The sequence below is a fragment of the Stenotrophomonas sp. BR163 genome (assembly GCF_047520985.2).
In the GTDB taxonomy this organism is placed as follows: Bacteria; Pseudomonadota; Gammaproteobacteria; order Xanthomonadales; family Xanthomonadaceae; genus Stenotrophomonas; species Stenotrophomonas sepilia.
Genome location: NZ_JAXBRE020000003.1, coordinates 346,354 through 363,793 on the forward strand (window position 1 = coordinate 346,354; position 17,440 = coordinate 363,793).

Here is a 17,440-nt window from a genome sequence, read left to right on the forward strand (position 1 = left end):
CCCCCGCCCCCCCCCCCCCCGCCCCCCCCCCCCCCCCCCCCCCCCCCCCCGCCAGGGGCTGGGCCGCACACTGGCACTCGCGCGCCTGCGCCAGGCCGAAGCGGATCCCTCGATCAAGCGCATCGCGCTCAGCACCAGCCAGCACACCCAAGGCTTCTATGCCGGCCTGGGTTTCCAGGTGGCGCGCATCGTGCCCGATGGGCATGGCGCCGGGATCGACGCCGTTGAAATGGAGCGGGAGCTCTAGCGCTCCCGCCCCTGCCATCCGCGCAGGGCGTGGTTCTACCGCCCGCCTGCTCCCTCAGAACCCGACGCGCAGGTTGATCTGCCCGCCGACATCGCGGCGGCCATCGCCATGCTGGCCCTGCACGAACATCGACAGCTGGCTGTTGCGGCCGAGGCCGACCGCCACACCCACCTGGCTGACCAGGGCATTGCGTGCCATCACCGCGCTGTAGACATCGAAGGCGTCGCCGCCCACCGCGAAGCGGTTGCGGCTGGCCACATCGGTGTCACCCGAGGCGTGCTGCCAGCCCAGGCCGACCGTGAGCTGCGCCGGGAAGCGCTCGCCGCTGCCCACGTCCCAACGCCCACGCACGCCCACGGTGCTGACATTGAGCGTGTCCTTGCCGCCTTCCAGCACCAGTGCCGCGCTGCCGCCCTGCTCCACCGCACGATCGCTGTCGACCCAGTGCTTGGTGAACTGCACATAGGGCTGCAGCTGGGTCCTGCCATGGGTCCATGTCCAGCTGCCTTCCACCTGGGCGATGGTCACATCGGAATCCTGGCGGCTGTACAGGGTCTGGCCCAACAACGGCACTTCACGCGTGGTGCGCGTCCGGTAGTCACCGCGCGACACGCTGCCGCCCACCGCGAAGCCGTTGTTCCACTGTCCCTGTGCATACAGGCCGAACGTGTGGCCACGCAGGCGGGCCCGCGAGCTGCGATCATACAGCCGCGTATCCAGCCGTTCGTTGCCGGCCGCTGCACCCAGCACCACATGCTCGCCCAGCTGCCAGTCGACACCGGCCATCAGCGCATTGCGATTGGCGCGGATCTCGTCGCCATTGCCGTCGCCATCCTGCCTGAACACCTTGCCGCTGCCGGCCAACCAGGCCGAAGCGCGCTCGCCACGCACGGTCGGCAACTCGCTGCCGAGTCGCTGGCGGATGCCTTCTTCCAGGTAGTTGTCGTACAGCAGCACCGCGCGGCTGGCCGCGTGCACTTCACCGGAGAGCTGGTCGAACGCGCTGCGCGCAGTGCCGGCGTCATACATCAGCACCGTGTTGTACAAGCCCAGCGCCGCGCCACTCTGCGGCAGGCTGTCCAGCGCCGCGGCGGTGTTGTACTGGTTGCGCGTGTTGGCCACGGTGGTGAACGCTGCGGTCTGCGCCACGTCGATCTGCAGGTTCGCCGTGTTCGCGGTATACACCGGAGTGATGGTCAGGAAGGCCGACGGCGAGGTTGCCGAGGCGAACTGCCCACTCACGCCACCGCCCGCATTGACCACCGTGTACTGCTGGCCCTGCTGGTAGCTGGTGCTCGGCGAAATGGTATTCACCCGCACGGTGCTGCCGCCCACATTCGCGCTGCCGCCCACCTGCACCGTGTCGCTGCCGGTGGCGCCCAGGTCGATGCCCAGCGTGCTGCCCGGTGACAGGTTCAGATTGCCGCCCACCGTGATCGTGCCGGTGCCGTTGCCTGCACCACCGCCATTGCCCGGGCCATTGCCCGGCGACAGCACGCCGCCGCTGGACACCGTCACGCCACCGCCGGTACCCCCGATGGTGCCGGTGCCGGACAGGGTCGTGCCGCTGCCGATGGTCCACTGTCCGCCGATGTTGCCGGTGACATTCAGGCCGCCGCCGGTGACCTGGCCGGTGCCGCTGAAGCCACCACTGTTGCCGCCCAGATTCAGCGTGCCCGGGCCGGCCTGCACGATGCTGCCACCGCCGGTGATGCTGCCGCCAAGCGTGGTGGTGCCACCGGTGTTGATGACCAGGCCGCCGTTGTTGGTGATGTTGCCGATGATCGAGCCGCTGGCCCCACCGTTGCCGACCTGCACGGTGCCGCCGGCATTGATGGTGGTACCCCCGGTGTAGGTGTTGTTGCCGGTCAGCGTGAGGGTGCCGGTGCCGGCCTGGGTCAGGCCGCCACTGCCGCTGATGGTGCCGCCCACCGTGGTGTTGCCGCCGACGTTGAACACGAGGCTGCCGTTGTTGGCAACGTTGCCGGTGATCGCACCGCTGGCGCCACCATCGCCGACCTGCAGCGTGCCGCCGGTGTTGATGGTGGTGCCGCCGGTATAGGTGTTGTTGCCGGCAAGGATCACGGTACCGGTGCCCGCCTGGGTCAGGCCACCGCTGCCGCTGATGGCGCCGCCGACGGTGGTGTTGCCGCCCACGTTGAACACCAGGCTGCCGTTATTGGTGACGCTGCCGCCGATCGCACCGGTGGCGCCGCCATTACCCACCTGCAGCGTGCCACCCGTGTTGATGGTGGTCGGGCCGGTATAGGTGTTGTTGCCGGTCAAGGTCAGCGTACCGCTGCCGGCCTGGGTCAGGCCGCCACTGCCGCTGATGGTGCCGCCCAGCGTGGTATCGCCCGCCAGGTTGGACACCAGCGTGCCGTTGTTGGTGACATCACCGACGATTGAGCCCGTTGCCCCGCCATTGCCCAGCTGCAGCGTACTGCCGGCGTTGATGGTCGTGCCGCCGGTATAGGTGTTGGTCCCGGTCAGCAGCAGCGTACCGCTGCCCGCCTGGGTCAGGCCGCCGCTGCCACTGATGGTGCCGCCCAGCGCGGTGTTGCCGGCCACGTTGGAAATCAACGCGCCATTGTTGGTGATGTCGCCAGCGATGGCGCCGGTCGCGCCGCCGTTGCCCACCTGCAGCGTGCCGCCGGTATTGATGGTGGTCCCGCCGGTGTAGGTATTGTTGCCCACCAGGGTCAGCACACCGCTACCGGCCTGGGTCAGGCCACCACTGCCGCTGATCGCACCGCCGACCGTGGTGTTGCCCGCAACGTCGAACACCAGGCTGCCGTTGTTGGCAACGTTGCCGGTGATCGCGCCGGTCGCACCGCCATTGCCCACCTGCAACGTGCCACCGGCATTGATGGTGGTGCCGCCGGTATAGGTGTTGTCGCCGGTCAGGGTCAGCGTGCCGCTGCCGGCCTGGGTCAGGCCGCCACTGCCGCTGATGGTGCCACCGAGCGTGGTGTTGCCGGCCACGTTGGATACCAGCGCGCCGTTGTTGGTGATGTCGCCGACGATCGCGCCGGTCGCACCGCCGTTGCCGATCTGCAATGTGCCACCGGCATTGATGGTGGTACCGCCGGTGTAGGTGTTGTTGCCGGTCAGCACCAGCGTGCCGCTGCCGGCCTGGGTCAGGCTGCCACTGCCGCCGACTACACCGCCCACGGTTGCCGTGGTGCCGAGGTTGTAGACCAGGCTGCCGTTGTTGGTGATGTCGCCCAGCACCGAACCGGTGCTGCCGCCGTTGCCGATCTGCAGCGTACTGCCACCGTTGATGCTGGTGCCTCCGGTATAGGTGTTGTCGCCGCTCAGGGTCAGCGTGCCGGTACCGCTCTGCACCAGGCCGCCGGTACCACTGAGCACGCCGGCGAAGGTCGTGCTGCCGTTGTTGCCGCCGGTAGTCAGGGTTGCACCGCCCAGCACCACGCTGGAACCGGTCACGCCAGCGAGGCCTCCGATGCTCTGGCTGCCACCGGCACTGATATCCAGCGTACCGGCACCGGCCAGGTTGACCGTGCTGGCACCGGACAGGCTGCCACCGGCCGCCACCGCCAGCGTGCCACTGTTGATGGTGGTGGCACCGGTATAGGTACTCGCACCGCCGAGGGTGACCGTCGCCGCGCCATCCTTCAGCAGGCCGCCAGCGCCGCTGATCGGGCCGTTCAAGGTCAGTGCGTTGCTGCCGCCCAGAGTCAGCGTGCCGCTGGCCAGCTGCACGGTGTTGGCCAGCGTCAGCGCGCTGGTGCCATCCAGGCTGGCGTTGCCGCCTACGGTCAGCGCACCGGTTCCCAGCGAACCGTCGTTGCCCAGTAGCAGGCCACCGGCATTGAGGGTCACGCCGCCCGTGAAGACGTTGACGCCAGTCAAGCCCTGGATGCCTGCGCCGTTCTTTACCAGCCCCCCTGCACCTCCGATGGTGCCGGCGAACGTGGTATTGCCCACGCCATTGAGGGTCAGCGTGCTGCCACCCAACGCCACTGAAGAGCCTGCCACGCCTGCCAGCGAACCGATCGCCTGCGCGCCCCCCGCACTGATGTCGAAGGTGGTACCGGCGTTGGCCAGGTTCACCGCACCCGTCGCAGCGAGGCTGCCACCGGCGCCGATCGCCAGCGTGCCGGCGTTGATGGTGGTGCCACCGGTGAAGGTGTTGGTGCCGGTCAACGTCTGGGTACCGGAGCCTTCCTTGATCAGCCCACCGGAGCCGGCCACCGAGCCACTGAACGTGCCATTGGTGGCGTCTCCGATCGTCAGCGTGTTGGCGCCCAGATTCACCGTGCCGTTGCCGATCAGGGTACCGAACTGCTGCGTGCCGCTGCCTGCCGACAGATCGAAGGTCGCCCCCGAGGCCAGGTTGACGATGCCACTGGCGTACAGGCTCGCGCCCGCACCCAGTGCCAGCGTACCAGCGTTGATGTTGGTGCCGCCGGTATAGGTGTTGGTGCCGTTCAAGGTCAGCGTCGCGGCACCCTCCTTGGTCAGGCTGCCGGTACCACTCAGGTTGCCGTTGAGGGTGAGGTTGTTGCTGCCCAGGACGGTCAACGCGTTGCTGAGGATGAAGTTGTTGCCGAGGATGACCGCAGTGTTCGAATCGAGCGTCGCAGCGCCTCCGACCGTCACCGTACCGGTGCCCAGCGCAGCATTGTTGCCGACCACCAGGCCACCGGCGTTGAGCGCCACGCCACCGCTGAAAGTGTTGGCGCCATTGAGCGTCTGCACGCCCGCACCGTTCTTGATCAGGCCGCCACTGCCGCCGATCACACCGCTGAAGGTGCTGTCCACGGTGCCGCCCAGGGTCAGTGTGCTGCCGCCCAGCGCCACCGTGCTGCCTGCAACGCCGGCCAGCGAACCGATGGCCTGGTTACCCGCGGAGATGTCGAGCGTGCCCGCACCGGCCAGGTTCACCGCACCGGTTGCGGCGAGGCTGCCACCGGCACCGATTGCCAGTGTGCCGCTGTTGATGGTGGTCCCCCCGGTGTAGGTGTTGGCACCGCTCAGGGTTACGGTGGCCGCACCGTCCTTGATCAGTCCGCCCGTGCCGGAAATCACGCCCCCCAGCGTCAGCGCCTGGCTGCCGAGCAGATCGAGGCTGGCACCCGCTGCCAGCCCGATGTTGTTGGCAAGGCTGACGCCGGTCGTTGCATCCAGCGTTGCGTTGCTTCCGACCGTCAACGCGCCGCTGCCGAGCGCGGCGCTGTTGCCGACCACCAGGCCACCGCCATTCAGTGCAACGCCACCACTGAACAGATTGGCGCCACCCAGCGTGAGGATGCCGGCGCCATTCTTGACCAGGCCACCGGTGCCGGAAATCGCGCCATCGAAGAGGCTGTTGCCCACACCACCGAGTATCAGCGTCTGTGCCCCCAGGCTCACCGTCGAGCCGGCCACGCCGTTCAACGATCCGATGGTCTGGTTGGCACCTGCGGTGGAGATGTCGAAGCCGGTGCCCGCAGCGCTCAGCGTCACCGCGCCGGTCGCGGCCAGGCTGCCGCCCGGACCAATCGCCAGCGTGCCAGCGTTGATGAAGGTGCCGCCGGTGTAGGTGTTGGCACCGGTCAGCGTTTCGATGCCCGCGCCCACCTTGGTCAGGCCACCGGTGCCTGCGATCGAGCCACTGAAGGTGCCATCGGTGGCGCCGCCGACCTCGAGCGAGTTGGCACCGAGGTTCACCGTACCATTGCCGACCAGCGTGCCGAACTGCTGCGTGCCGCTGCCGGCAGACAGATCCAGCGTGGCACCCGTGGCGAGGTTCACGGTACCGCTCGCCGCCAGGCTGGCACCGGCCCCCAGCGCCAGCGTGCCGGCATTGATGTTGGTGCCACCGGTATAGGTGTTGGCGCCGTTCAAGGTCAGCGTCGCGCTGCCATTCTTGGTGAGGCTGCCGGCCCCGGACAGGACGCCGTTGAGCGTCAGTGCATTGGTCCCGAGCACGGTCAGCCCGGCGTTGAGCGCGATGTTGTTGGCCAGCGTTGCCAGGCCGGTGGTATCCAGCGTGGCGGCACCCCCAACAGTCAATGCGCCGGTGCCCAACGCTGCATCATTGCCAAGCACCAGTCCGCCCGCGTTGAGCGTTACGCCGCCGCCAAACGTGTTGGCACCGGACAGCGTCTGTACGCCCGCGCCTGCCTTGATCAGACCGCCGCCGCCACTGATCACGCCATCGAACGCGGCGTTGCCGGCCGTACCGAAGGCGAGCGAATTGCCGCCCAGCGCCAGGGTGCTGCCACCCGCACCGTTGAGCGCGCCGATGGTCTGGCTGCTGCCGGCACCGGAAATATCAAAGCCAGCGCCTGCACCCAACGTGACATCACCTGCTGCAGCAAGGCTGCCGCCCGTGCCCAGCGCCAGCGTGCCGGCATTGATGGTGGTACCTCCGCTGTAAGTGTTGGCACCGGACAGCGTCAGCGTGGTGGCACCATTCTTGACCAGGCTGCCATTGCCGCCGACCACGCCCGACAGCGTCAGCGCAGTGCTGCCCGGCAACGTCAGTACGACGCCCGAGCCCAGCGTGACCGCATTGCCGAGTGCCACTGCCGCGCCCGCGTCCAGCGTGGTGCTGGCATTCACCGCCAGCGCGCCGGTACCGAGCGCATCATTCGCGCCGACCACCAGGCCACCGCCGTTCAAGATCAGGCCGCCACTGAAGGTATTGGTGTTGTTGAGGGTCAGCAGGCCCGCACCATTCTTGATCAGGCTGCCATTGCCGGCCACCACGCCACCGAGGGTGAGATCGTTGCTGCCGCCCAGGGTCAGCTGCGTACCGGCACCGAAGTTCACTGCGTTGGCCAGGTTCAGCGCCACGGTGCTGTCCAGCGTGGTCGTGCCACCAATGCCCAGTGCACCGGTACCGAGTGCGCTGGCGTTGCCGAGAATCAGGCCACCGTCGTTGAGTGCAAGGCCACCACTGAAAGTATTGGCACCGGACAGCGTCTGCACGCCGGCACCGGTCTTGATCAGGCCGCCGGTACCATCGATCACGCCGGCAAAGCTGCCACTGCTGGCGCCGCCAAAGGTCAGCGACTGCGCGCCCAGCACCACCTGGCTGCCTGCCACGCCGTTCAGCGCGCCGATGGCCTGCGCCGCACCGGTTGCGGAGATGTCCAGCGTCGCACCGGCACCGGCAAGATCCACCGCACCGGCCGCGGCAAGACTGCCGCCCGCCCCCAGCGCCAGCGTGCCGGCGTTGATGGTGGTGCCACCGGTGTAGAGGTTGGCGCCGGACAGAGTGAGGCGGGCCGCGCCGTCCTTGATCAGCCCACCGGCACCGAATACCGGACCGGTGAGCGTCAGGTCATTGCCGCCCAGCACGGAGAGATTCGCGCCGGCGGCCAGGCCGATGAGGTTGCCTACGGTGAGTGCAGACATTGCATCCAGCGAAGCGTTACCGCCCACGTCCAGCTGGCCGGTACCCAGTGCCTGCGCATTGCCCAGCTGCAGCAGGCCCGCGTTGAGGCCGACACCCCCGCTGAAGGTGTTGGGTCCATTCAACGCCAGAGTGGCCGTACCATTCTTGACCAGGCTGCCAGTGCCACTGATGAGACCGCCCAGTGACACGTCCTGGCTGCCCAGCAGATCCAGCGCCGCGCCTGCCCCGAGGTTGACGTTGTTGGCGAGGGTCAGCGCGACCGAACTGTCCAGCGTGGCAGTGGCGCCCACCGACAGTGCACCGGTGCCCAGTGCGCCGGCGTTCCCCAGGAACACGCCGCCGCCGTTGACGGTGAGCCCACCACCGAAGCTGTTGGCGCCGTTGAGGGTCAACGTGCTGGCACCGTTCTTCACCAGCCTGCCGGTACCGGACACCACGCCACCCAGCGTGATCGCCTGCGAGCCCGGCAACGACAGCGCCGCACCCGCGCCCAGGTCAACATTGTTGGTCAGGCTCAACGGGGCGCTGCCCTCGAGCGTGACGTTGCCGCCGATGCCCAGTACTCCGGTACCGAGCGCGCCGCTGTTACCCAGCAGCAGGCTGCCGGCGTTTGCATTCAGTCCACCGCTGAAGGTGTTGGTGCCGTTCAAGGTCAGTGTCGATGCACCATTCTTGACCAGGCTGCCGGTGCCCGTGATGTTGCCGTCCAGGGTCAGGTCCTGGCTGCCCGGCAGGGTCAGGGCCGCACCGAGGTTGATCGCATTGCCCAGGTTCAGCGCCGCAGTGGCGTCCAGCGAGCCGTTGCCACTGACCGACAGCGCACCGCTTCCCAGCGCACCGGCGTTGCCCAGCACCAGGCCACCGGCCGCAAGATTCACCCCACCGCTGAAGGTATTGGCACCGGTCAGCGTCTGCACGCCGGTACCCTGCTTGATCAGCCCACCGGTGCCGCCGATCACGCCGGCGAAGGTCTGGTTGGTGGCATCACCGAAGGTGAGCGTGCTGCTGCCCAGCGCCAGGGTGCTGCCCGCCACACCGGACAATGCACCGATGGTCTGATTGCCACCCAGCGAGATATCCAGTGCGCTGCCAGCGCCGGCGAGGCTGACCGCGCCGGTCGCCGCCAGGCTGCCACCACTGGCCAATGCCACCGTTCCGGCATTTACCGCCAGCCCACCAGTGAACGTGTTCGCGCCGCCCAGCGTCAGCGTGGCAGCACCGTTCTTGACCAGGCTGCCGCCCCCACCAATGACACCCCCCAGCGTCAGCGCATTCGAGCCCAGCACATTGAGCGAACCACCGGCCCCAAGCGTGATGCCATTGCCCACGGCGAGCCCGGCGCTGGCGTCGAGCGATACCGCGCCGCCGACGTTCAGTGCCCCGGTTCCCAGTGCACCGCCGTTGCCCAGCACCAGGCTGCCCGCGTTGAGTGCCAGACCACCGCCGAACGTATTGGCGCCGTTGAGGGTCAGCGACGATGCACCATCCTTGATCAGGCCGCCAGCGCCGCTGATCACCCCGTTGAAAGTGAGCGCCTGCCCGCCAAGCAGATTCAGGCTGGCACCCGATCCGAGGCTGACAGCATTGGTCAGCGCCAGCGCCGTGGTGCCGTCGAAGGTGGTGTTGCCGCCGACAGAGAGCGTACCGCTGCCCAGCGCGGCGGCATTGCCCAGCAACAAGCCACCGGCGTTGAGCGCAACACCGCCCGTGAGGCTGTTGACGCCCGACAGGGTCTGCACACCGGTGCCGAGCTTGATCAGGCCGCCGGTGCCTGCGGCGAACGTGCCGCTGTAGCTGGTATTGCCCAGCCCGCCCAGGGTCAGGGTGTGGCTGCCGAGGTTGACCGAACCGCCGAGGCCGGCCAGCGAGCCGATGGTCTGGTCGGCCGCCGCCGAAAGATCCAGGCTGGTGCCAACGTCCAGCGAGATCGCACCGGTGGGCGACAGGCTGCCGCCTGCGCCCAGCGCCAACGCGCCCCCGGCCAGGTTGAAGCTGCCGCTCAGCGAATTGGCACCGTTCAAGGTCAGCGTGCCCGCACCGTTCTTGGTCACGTTGCCGGCACCGGATATCGAGCCACTCAATGTCAGCGCATTGCTGCCCAGCAGGTTCAGCGAGCCCCCGCCATTGACCACCAGGTTGTTGCCCAGGGTGAAGCCTGCCGTCGTATCCAGCGAGGCGCTGCCACCGACGGTCAGGTTGCCGCTGCCGAGTGCACCGGCATTGCCCAGCAGCAGGCCGCCGGCATTGAGGTTGACGCCCCCGGAGAACAGGTTTGCGCCGCCGAGAGTAACAATGCCGGTGTTGTTGACCGTCAGCCCACCAGCGCCTGAAAGCACGCCATTCAAGCCGAACGCATTGGTCCCGGCCAGGGATAGATTGCCGCCGAGGTTGAACGCATTGGCCAGATTCAGACCGGCCGTGGAGGATGCGATGGCACCGCCGTTGGCCGTGAACAGCCCGGTGCCGAATGAACCGGCATTGTTGAAATTGACCAGGCCATCATTGAGCGTCGTCGGGCCGGATGCGCCCCATGCGCCCTGCAGGTTCCAGGTACCGCTGTTGACGGTGAGCTTCTGGAAGTTGAGGTACTGGTTCCAGCCGAGTGTGGTCACCGCTCCGCCGGTGCCTGACCCGGGACCGGCGGAACTGTTCTGCAGCACCAGCGCGTTGTTGCCCGCACCGCTGCCGGTACCCGCGTCGACCGTTCCCGCTGCCGCAACCTCCACCCCGGTAACACCCGTAATCACGCCGGCAAGGGCGGTGCCACCGCCGGCCACAACGCTGGAACCCGACACTGCGGTGAAGGTATTGCCGCCGGTTGAATCACCCAGATGAACGCTACCGTTGACCGCCCCCGCATTGAGGAACGTATTACCGCCAGAAGCGCCCAGGCCGACACGCCCGTCGATGGTGCCGGTGTTGGTCACATTGGCTGCCGCACCACCGTAGGTCACCACCGTGGTCGCGTCGGAAACGCTGCCCACACCGATCAAGGACGTGCTGATCAGGCCGGCATTGTTGATGGTGGTGGTGCCGTTGACGTTCTGTGCCACCAGTGCCTGTCCACCGAAGCCCAGCAGCGTTGCGATGTTGACGACGCCCTTGATCTGTCCACTGGCGTTGTTGTTGACGACGATCGCGCTGTTGTTGGCAGAACCATTGCCGATGACCAGGCCGGGCGAGGCAAGGACGATCGAGCTCGGATCAATCGTGCCATTGTTGTTGACCGTCACGTTGTCGCCGGTCAGCGTTGCTGCGTTGCCTCCGCCTACGAACGGCGGCGTACGCAGCAACGCACCCGCGGCGATGTTCAGCGTGAGGCCGCTGGTCGCGTTGGAGTAGTTGTTGATGTTGGTGGTGCTGTCGCAGTTTACGGTCGTGGTGCCCGTACACGCCGCGAATGCCGATCCGCTGGCCAGTGTGGCGGCCAATGCCGCCGCCAGCTGGTGCGCCCGCAATCGCGGCACCCGCCCTGCGCCGACCGCGCTTCCGCCGGGATTCCGGCTGACCTCCGAAGCAACCTGCATTACCCCAAGGGCGCGATTGAAAACCAGACGGTAAATGCGGTTCATCGGCAAATCTCCATGAAAAGACCGGATGGCACAGCTGGCAGGTTTTTCGAGACAATGCGGTCCACCCCTGCTCCCGATACGGGAACAAGGCCTGAAGGCATTAACTCCTGAAAATCTTCACATCTTCACGTGATCGCACCCCGGGACAGGTACGTCAGCGTGTCCCTCAAGGCGAAAACTCCCCGATTTCGCCCGACGAATGGCGGCACTGTGCGACCGGCGGTGCCTGCGGCATGTGAATCACGCGCGCCATTTTCATGACGCACGTCAAATAAAAGGGGCCGGCAGAATGGTTTTGCCGAAAATGCATATCGCTGCATGTGGCGGAGAATCCATTCCCTGCCATGAGTAAATAAATTCAGCTGCTGGAGAGTTTCATCAGCACCAGGCCGGAAACAATCAGCACCGCTGCACCGATCCGCATCGGGCTGACCTGCTCACCCAGGAACACGATGCCGACCACGAACGCGCCGACCGCGCCGATGCCGGTCCAGATCGTATAGGCGGTGCCCAGCGGCAGGCTGCGCATGGCCACCGCCAGCAGCCAGAAGCTGGCGATCATGCCGATGATGGTGACCACGGTGGGGGTGAGACGGGTGAAGCCTTCGGACTGCTTCATGGACACGGCCCAGACGATTTCCAGCAGGCCGGCAAACAATAGATAGATCCAGGCCATGACGGCCCCTCCTCTTGGTAGGGCCAGGCCGTCCTGGTCTTTGATTCCCGATGTGGGGGAGGTCGTTCCTCCTGGCCGGCATTCTAGCAACGGGGGCCACGCCCGGCCGCCGTGGCCAGGAACGGGTTACAGCCAGTTCAGTGCGTGACGCTGGCGTCGATGGCCCGGCCTGCGCTAGAATGAGGGTCTGCCATCGGTCAGCCGATGTGCGGTCCGGCTGTGGTCTCCGGCGCATCGCGCGCTGCTTCCCCTGATCCGTGAACTGGCCGCCCACCGGGCGGCCAACGTCTCTATGGTGGCCCCGTCGGCCCCTCGCGACGCTAGGTCGAAAACCCCGCCAGGGCCGGAAGGCAGCAACGGTATCGATCGACGCGGGCGCCGAGGCCAGCCGGCGGGGCCACCGCCTTTTCCGGCGACGCCCTCGCCTCTGGTAGATGCCAACCCTGGTTGGCGCCCTTTGCCGGGCATGGCCCCGCGCTACTACAGCGCGCGCTCCAGCGCCTCCAGTTCGGCGGCCCGCGCCGCGTCGGCGGGCTGGCCGGTCCCGCTCACGGCGGATCCTGCACCAGTACGTGCGGCGCAGTCGGGTCGGCCAGCGGCACGCACTGCCCCGGCTGCGCCACGCGGTGCCCGCGCGCGGCCAGCGCCTGGCCATCGGCCACGCTGGCGTAGTGGTAGAGCATCATCCGCGCCTGCAGTTCGATGCTGTACTCACGCTCCAGGTCGTCCACGCCCGTGTGTGACGGGTTGCCGTGCAGGCCGCAGTCGTGGGCGATCAGTTCGTTGTCGTCGGCGTAGCGCGCCAGCATCTCCGGAATCGGCCGGGTATCGCCGCTCCAGGTCAGCGCGCCCTGCAGGCGCAGGCCATAGGCCGTCTCCGGCCAGTGATGGCGCACCGGAAACACCTCCAGGCGCACCCCCTCATGCCAGAACGCCTCGCCCACCACGATCAGGTGGAAGGCATCCCAGAAATTCGCACCGCCCTCGGCCAGCACGTTCGGATAGTCACCAATGCGCTTGTGCAGCAGCGGCACCACCGTGGCAGGCACGTACAGTCGCACCTTGCCGCGCCGGTTCGCATTGAAGAAAGTGTCCACGAACAGGCGCTCGAAGCCGGCCACATGGTCCAGGTGCACATGGGTGACGAACAGCGCCTGCGGCATGTGCCCGTAGTGCGCCTTGAACGCGGTGAGGCCTTCACCGCCGCAATCGATGGTCAGCCACGGGCGACCACCGCGCTCGATCACCGACATCGGCGATCCCAGCTCGACCGCCGACGCGTTGCCGACGCCGAGGAAACGCAACGACCAGTCCATCAGGTGCCCCGGTTCCAGGCCATGTCATAGGCACGGCGCAGCCGTGCGTAGTCCTTCTGCACATCTTCCACGCTGCGCTCGCCGCGCAGCTTGACCAGCGAGCGCAGCAACCGCTTGAGGTTGCGTTCGCGCCAGCCGGTGGCCGGAATGCGGATCACCCCACGGTCGAAATCGATCAGCCAGCCATGGCCACTGCCATCGAACAGGATGTTGTGCGCGTTGAGGTCGGCATGGTCCAGGCCGGCACGGTGGAAACGGGCGATCAGCCGCCCGGTCTCCTCCCAGGGCGCGCCCCGGCCCGCAACCAGTGCGCGGTCGGCCAGCGAGCGCACGCCCTCGATCCGTTCCATCAGGATCGCGGCCCGGTAGCGCAGGCCCTCGCGCATGTAGAACGCGGCGATCGGCCGTGGCACCGGCAACTTCTTCTCGCGCAGCGCGCGCATCAAGCGGAATTCGGCGAAGCTGCGGGTCCGGTCCGAGCCGCGCCAGAGGTACTGGTCGAGGCTGATCCGGGCCGCCATGCCGCCGCGCAGGTAGTGGCGCAGCACGCTGGCACCGAACGGCGCATCGACGAACCAGGCGCTGCCGCGGCCGCCCTCGCCCACCGGGCGGGCCTTGCTGCCCCAGTGCTGGGGCGAGAACAGGCCAATATCGGCTTGCCGCAGCCGCTCGCGGTCGAACAGAATGGCCCCGATGCCGCGACCCTCGCGGCATGGCGTCAGCGCTTCATTGGCGTCGAATGCGACCATTTCATTGAGTCTAACAACACATGGCATCAGCGTCCTCCTCCTTGTGCCTCCTGCGCTTGTCCGCACTTGGCGATGTCACCCACGTGGTGCCCCTGGTGCGCACCCTGCAGGCTGCGCGCCCGGACACGCCGATCCACTGGATCATCGACAAGGTTGGCCACAAGCTGCTTGACGGCCTGCCCGGCGTCACCTTCCATGCCTACGACAAGAAGAGCGGCATGGCCGGGGTCAAGGAACTGCGCAGGCAACTGCCACCGGGGCGCTTTGAAGCGCTGTTGCAGATGCAGGTCGCGTTCCGCGCCAACCTGCTGTCGGCCTTCATTCCGGCCGAGCGCCGCATCGGATACGACCGCAGCCGCTCCAAGGACCTGCACGGGCTCTTCATCAACGAGCGTATTCCCGATCGCCCCGGCATCCACGTGCTGGATGCCATCGGCAGCTTCTGCGAGCCGCTGGGCCTGCGCCAGACCGAAGTCAGCTGGGATCTGGCCGTGCCGCCGTCCGCCTTCGAGTGGGCCGCCGCGCAGTGGCAGGACGATGGCCGCCCGGTGCTGATGATCTCGCCCTGCTCCAGCCACGTGCGCCGCAACTGGTACGCCGACCGCTACGCCGCGGTGGCCAACCATGCCGTCCAGCGCGGTTGGCGGGTGGTGCTGTGCGGTGGCCGCAGCGAACTGGAGCGCCACATGGCCGATGCGATCCAAGCGCAGCTGCAGACGCCGGCACTGGACCTGGTCGGCAAGGACACGCTCAAGCAGCTGCCCGCCCTGCTGGCCCGCGCCAATCTGGTGATGACCCCGGACTCGGGCCCGATGCACATCGCCAACGCAATGGGCACCAAAGTACTGGGGCTGCATGCGGCCAGCAATCCGGACCGCAGCGGCCCGTACTCGGACCGCCGCTATTGCGTGGACCGCTACGACGACGCAGCGCGCAAGTACCTGGCCAAGCAGGCCACCGATCTGAAGTGGGGCACCAAGATCGAGTTCGACGATGTAATGGAACTGATTACCGTCGAAGACGGTATCGCCGCCTTCGAACGCTACGTCGCCGACCACCTGGGGTGAGCGGCGGACTGCCCGGGATCACGTGCGCTGCGCGTAATCCTGATAGGACTTCTCTTCCACGTACGCCGAACCCAGCGCCAGGTTGATCGCCTTCTTGATGCGCGCGCGCTCGTCGTTACGCAGGTAGACACTGCGCGCCAGGTCGATGAAGCCCTGGTCGAACGCCTGCGCCTTCTCCTTCAGGCGGATGTCGTCCTCGATGTCCCAGAGCTGCTCGTTGACCGCCTTCAGCTCGGCACGCAGCTTGGCGATGTCCTTCACCGCAGCCGGGTGTGCCATCCAGGTCTGCTCCAGCGCCGACAGCTCCCTGCGCACATTGGCCAGCTTGCCCTCGTCGCTGATGCGCTCGGACTTGATCTGCAGGATCGAGATCTTGTCCAGCAGCTCGCCGAAGGACACGGGGACGAGGATTTCAGCGGTCATCGGGAAAAGCTCCAGCAAGTGATGTGTGCAGTTTAACCCGCGACTGGCGATGGGACAGTTCAGGTAGAGCCACGCCACGCGTGGATGGTCCAGCCCTGCAGCAAGTGCATCCACCCATGGCGTGGATTTACTGATGCATCTGCTGGAACAAGCCCCTCTGTTGAGGGGCTGCCCCGACAGGGGCGGGGAGCGCCGGCAACGGGAGGGGCCCACGCGTTGCACAGCAACGTGTGGGGCGACGCGCAGAGCGCGTCGCGTCCCGCGCCAGATCAGGACATGGTCACTACAGCGCAACTCGCGCTGTCCATCCACGCATGACGTGGATCTACGGATGCATCTGGAGAAACAAGCCCCTCTGTTGAGGGGCTGCCCCGACAGGGGCGGGGAGAGGCCGGCGAAGGGAGGGGCCCACGCGTTGCACAGCAACGTGTGGGGCGACGCGCGCAAAGCGCGTCGTGTCCCGCGCCAGATAAAGAAAAAGGGCTGCCGTTCGGCAGCCCTTTTTCTTTATCTGGCGGAGAGGGGGTCTGCCTAGTATTCGTCCAGCCCGGTCCGTAACGATCCAAAGGCCAATAATTTAAGTCTTTCTTTTCAATATCTTACAACACTTTCAAATCCAGACATGTCCAAGAGCATCCATCACCAGCCCTCTCAAAATGGCATACTGGATGGCATACCGGAAGCAACTGAAAATCCATGCCACTTCTCACCGATGTCAAAGCTCGAAGCATCCTTCCCGGGAGTCGCGCAGTACCTCATGGAGCCGTCACAGGCCTGAGCCTCCTCCCCTCATCGACCCTGAAGGGCCAAGGAAAATGGGTATTTCGATACGTCAGCCCCACGACGGGGAAACGCAGGAACGCTGGGTTGGGCGGCTATCCACAAATCACTATTGCCGCAGCAGGGAAGCTGGCTCGAGAGATGCGGGACCTGATCACGACGGGACAGGACCCCTTAACAGTGAAAGCTCTGGAAGCCACCAAGCTCCAGATACCGACCTTTCAGGAGGCTGCCACACAGGTCCACACCGAGATGAAGCCTGGCTGGAGGAATGAGAAACATGCCCAGCAGTGGATCAACACACTGGTCGAGTATGTCTTCCCGAAAATTGGGAACCTGCCGATCGACCAGCTACAGCCTCGGCACATCGCCGAAGTTCTACGCCCCATCTGGCTTGAAAAGGCTGAAACTGCCTCACGCGTTAAACAGCGTATTCATGCCGTAATGGCTTGGGGCTGGGCGCACGGATTCAACCAAGCCAACCCCGTGGATGTGGTCAACCACTTGCTCCCTCAGCAACCCAGCAAGACGATCCGCCAAGAACACCAGCCCGCAATGCATTGGCAGCACGTCCCCACATTTGTCGGAGCGGAGTTGGCAACCACACGTGAATTCGACGTGACCCGGCGCGCGTTGCTTTTTCTGATCCTGACGGGCGCCCGCTCCGGCGAGGTCCGAGCCATGACTTGGAGTGAGGTGAATCTACGTAACGGGCTATGGATAGTTCCAGCAGACCGAATGAAAGCTAGACAAGTTCACAGGGTCCCACTTTCCAAGCAGGCAGTGGCCTTGCTCCAACAGCAAGTCGGCCATGACGAAGAACTCGTATTCCCATCCATTCAAGCCCGAAAGGTACTGTCAGATATGACGCTGACTGCCTTATTACGTAGACTCTCGGTGGACCGGCCAGCCTTTCGTAGACACTCGGACGCCATAATTGATGGCAATGACCGAGGTGTTTATGGGCAACAGCAAGCAGTACACGGATGAGTTCCGCGCAGAGGCGGTGAAGCAGGTAATCGAGCGCGGCTTTACAGTCGTGGACGTAGCCTCCCGGATCGGGATTCCCAAGCACACACTGTACGGCTGGGTGCAGGCGGCCAAGAAGACGGTGCGTGCACCGGGCACTATCGCCGTGCTGAGCGATTCGGCTGAGATTCGCCGGCTCAAGGCCGAGCTGCGGCGGGTGACCGAGGAGCGCGACATCCTAAAAAAAGCCGCGGTGAGTTCAACCCGTC

General features: G+C 66.3%; 9 protein-coding genes and 1 other RNA gene. 5 read left to right on the forward strand and 5 right to left on the reverse strand.

Features of this window, described 5'->3' with window-relative positions:
* Nucleotides 1-247 (forward strand): GNAT family N-acetyltransferase (locus tag ACM0PY_RS04105; RefSeq protein WP_495493243.1); only part of this gene is annotated, 247 nt, incomplete at its 5' end.
* Nucleotides 248-301: 54 nt separating this feature from the next.
* Here the strand turns inward: ACM0PY_RS04105 and ACM0PY_RS04110 are convergent.
* Together ACM0PY_RS04110 and ACM0PY_RS04115 are read right to left on the reverse strand one after the other, a co-directional pair.
* Entirely contained in the window at nt 302-11,191 is a 10,890-nt protein-coding gene (locus ACM0PY_RS04110) for an autotransporter-associated beta strand repeat-containing protein (protein ID WP_180886054.1), read from the reverse strand.
* 358 nt (nt 11,192-11,549) lie between these two features.
* The gene (locus ACM0PY_RS04115; RefSeq protein ID WP_005415486.1) at nt 11,550-11,867 is read right to left on the reverse strand and encodes a DMT family transporter; all 318 of its coding nucleotides are present in this window, start codon (nt 11,865-11,867) and stop codon (nt 11,550-11,552) included.
* Between the two features lie 301 nt (nt 11,868-12,168).
* On the opposite strand from ACM0PY_RS04115, the gene ffs reads away from it, so the two are divergent.
* Nucleotides 12,169-12,259, forward strand: an RNA gene (gene ffs / locus ACM0PY_RS04120) — signal recognition particle sRNA small type.
* 156 nt (nt 12,260-12,415) lie between these two features.
* Here ffs and ACM0PY_RS04125 read toward each other — a convergent pair.
* Together ACM0PY_RS04125 and ACM0PY_RS04130 are read right to left on the reverse strand one after the other, a co-directional pair.
* Nucleotides 12,416-13,183 (reverse strand): MBL fold metallo-hydrolase, encoded by a 768-nt coding sequence (locus ACM0PY_RS04125; protein WP_180886052.1) that lies wholly within the window; start codon nt 13,181-13,183, stop codon nt 12,416-12,418.
* Nucleotides 13,183-13,932, reverse strand: a complete 750-nt coding sequence (locus tag ACM0PY_RS04130) for a 3-deoxy-D-manno-octulosonic acid kinase (RefSeq protein ID WP_134972602.1) — start codon at nt 13,930-13,932, stop codon at nt 13,183-13,185. Before ACM0PY_RS04130 ends, ACM0PY_RS04125 begins: the two co-directional genes overlap by 1 nt.
* A gap of 20 nt (nt 13,933-13,952) precedes the next feature.
* Here ACM0PY_RS04130 and ACM0PY_RS04135 point away from each other — a divergent pair, with 20 nt between their 5' ends.
* Nucleotides 13,953-14,999: a glycosyltransferase family 9 protein gene (locus ACM0PY_RS04135; protein ID WP_134972601.1), complete on the forward strand. Its 1,047-nt coding sequence runs from the start codon at nt 13,953-13,955 to the stop codon at nt 14,997-14,999.
* Between the two features lie 18 nt (nt 15,000-15,017).
* On the opposite strand, the gene ACM0PY_RS04140 is transcribed toward ACM0PY_RS04135, so the two are convergent.
* Nucleotides 15,018-15,422: a DUF6165 family protein gene (locus ACM0PY_RS04140; RefSeq protein WP_005415482.1), complete on the reverse strand. Its 405-nt coding sequence runs from the start codon at nt 15,420-15,422 to the stop codon at nt 15,018-15,020.
* Nucleotides 15,423-16,118: 696 nt separating this feature from the next.
* On the opposite strand from ACM0PY_RS04140, the gene ACM0PY_RS04145 reads away from it, so the two are divergent.
* Both ACM0PY_RS04145 and ACM0PY_RS04150 read left to right on the forward strand, forming a co-directional pair.
* Nucleotides 16,119-17,192: a tyrosine-type recombinase/integrase gene (locus ACM0PY_RS04145; protein ID WP_414609471.1), complete on the forward strand. Its 1,074-nt coding sequence runs from the start codon at nt 16,119-16,121 to the stop codon at nt 17,190-17,192.
* On the forward strand, nt 17,164-17,440 hold a 277-nt coding region (locus ACM0PY_RS04150; RefSeq protein ID WP_239683814.1), incomplete at its 3' end, for a transposase. The genes ACM0PY_RS04145 and ACM0PY_RS04150, both read left to right, overlap by 29 nt.

Bases quoted from the DNA above. Each gene is read 5' to 3' on its own strand.
- ACM0PY_RS04110 (WP_180886054.1), bottom strand. From the start codon at position 11,191: ATGAACCGCATTTACCGTCTGGTTTTCAATCGCGCCCTTGGGGTAATG.
- ACM0PY_RS04115 (WP_005415486.1), bottom strand. From the start codon at position 11,867: ATGGCCTGGATCTATCTATTGTTTGCCGGCCTGCTGGAAATCGTCTGG.
- ACM0PY_RS04125 (WP_180886052.1), bottom strand. From the start codon at position 13,183: ATGGACTGGTCGTTGCGTTTCCTCGGCGTCGGCAACGCGTCGGCGGTC.
- ACM0PY_RS04130 (WP_134972602.1), bottom strand. From the start codon at position 13,932: ATGGTCGCATTCGACGCCAATGAAGCGCTGACGCCATGCCGCGAGGGT.
- ACM0PY_RS04135 (WP_134972601.1), top strand. From the start codon at position 13,953: ATGGCATCAGCGTCCTCCTCCTTGTGCCTCCTGCGCTTGTCCGCACTT.
- ACM0PY_RS04140 (WP_005415482.1), bottom strand. From the start codon at position 15,422: ATGACCGCTGAAATCCTCGTCCCCGTGTCCTTCGGCGAGCTGCTGGAC.
- ACM0PY_RS04145 (WP_414609471.1), top strand. From the start codon at position 16,119: ATGCCACTTCTCACCGATGTCAAAGCTCGAAGCATCCTTCCCGGGAGT.